This window comes from Variovorax sp. 01T439_2 (genome assembly GCF_056398445.1).
Genome location: NZ_JBFTPJ010001230.1, coordinates 1 through 1,349 on the forward strand (window position 1 = coordinate 1; position 1,349 = coordinate 1,349).

Below are 1,349 nucleotides of genomic sequence, written 5' to 3' on the forward strand. Positions count from 1 at the left end.
CGGCAAGCCGCCGGTCGAGCCCGCCAAGCCGACCGAACAGGCGCCGAGCGAGGAAGCCCTGGACAGCGGGGTCGAGGAATCCTTTCCCGCGAGCGACCCGGTGTCGGTCACGGTGACCAAGGTCAAGCTGCCCAAGGCGCCGCAGGACAAGGACAAGGCGGAGCAGCAGGGCCGCGACGCAGACGCCAAGAGGTAGCCCTCCTACAGCGTGCCGCGCTGCGAGCCGACCCGGCGCAGCCGGCAAGAACCTAGCTTTTTCAAGGTCGGGCATCCGGTCCGGCACGGCCCTTATCTGCCGGGACAGCCGGCTCTTTTTCAGGAGAAATGACCATGAACAGCACTTCCAGACTCATTGCCGCACTTGCCCTGGGTGCCGCAGGCGCAGCCTTTGCACAAGGCAATCCGCCCACCACGGCACCCCCCAATCCGGCCACCGCGGCAGGCCAGCAGAATCCGTCGGGCGGTCCCATGGGCAGCACGGGCGTGACGCCGCAGAACACGCAGGGCGGCAGCACCTCGGGAAGCTCCTCCGCGCCCACGGCCCAAAGCTCGCCTGACACCAGCAGCAGTTCCAGCAGCACCATGGCCGCGTCGGGCGACACGCCTGCCATGCGGCGTGCACGCGCCGACCGCAACTGAGCGCGGTCCGTTCCGGTCCCACGCGGCACGGTCGATCCATGAATGCCGTGACAGCTGCACCGGGCGCGGCGAGCCGCGCGCTTGCCGTGCTCGTTTCGCTTTCGCTTCTATCGCTGTCGGCGTCGGCCCCGCCGCCGCCCGCGGTGGAAGATGCGCAGTGGCTCGCGCGGGCCGTCGTGGCCACGGCGGACAATCGGGCGGCCCCGTTCGCGGTGGTCGACAAGAAGAACGCCCGCGTCTTCGTCTTCGACACGGCAGGCCGGCTCCAGGGTTCGTCGCCCGTGCTGCTGGGCCTGGCGCACGGGGACGACTCCGTGCCGGGCATCGGCGAGCGCGAGATGTCCAGGATTCGGCCTGAGGAGCGCACGACGCCGGCGGGGCGCTTCAGGACGGAGCCGGGCCGCAACGCCCAAGGCGAAGACATCGTCTGGATCGACTACGACGCCGCCGTCTCGATGCACCGGGTGCGCGCCACCGTCAAGTCGGAGCGCCGCCTGGAGCGGCTGGCATCGCCGAGCGTGGCAGACAACCGCATTTCGTACGGCTGCATCAATGTGCCGGCCGCGTTCTACGAYGCCTACATCAAGCCCGCGCTCGGCAGCCGCCGCGGCGTGGTGTACGTGCTGCCCGAAACCGTGGCGCCGCACGAGCGCTTCGAATTCCTGAGCCGGCCTGCATAGACGCCCCCTCGAAGCCTCCTGCCTCCGGAA

3 protein-coding genes are annotated in these 1,349 nt (G+C 69.8%); all 3 read left to right on the forward strand.

Annotated features, from left to right (window positions below; all coding sequences use genetic code 11):
* Positions 1–196: hypothetical protein (locus AC1DOC_RS33815; protein ID WP_478131587.1), on the forward strand; the 196-nt coding region annotated here is incomplete at its 5' end.
* Between the two features lie 134 nt (positions 197–330).
* Entirely contained in the window at positions 331–639 is a 309-nt protein-coding gene (locus AC1DOC_RS33820) for a hypothetical protein (protein ID WP_012747944.1), read from the forward strand.
* A 38-nt stretch (positions 640–677) separates the two neighbouring features.
* The gene (locus tag AC1DOC_RS33825; RefSeq protein ID WP_012747945.1) at positions 678–1,319 is read left to right on the forward strand and encodes a hypothetical protein; all 642 of its coding nucleotides are present in this window, start codon (positions 678–680) and stop codon (positions 1,317–1,319) included.
* Positions 1,320–1,349 lie beyond the last annotated feature (30 nt).

Excerpts from the sequence above, each read along its gene's own strand:
- AC1DOC_RS33820 (WP_012747944.1), top strand. The coding sequence starts at position 331 with ATGAACAGCACTTCCAGACTCATTGCCGCACTTGCCCTGGGTGCCGCA.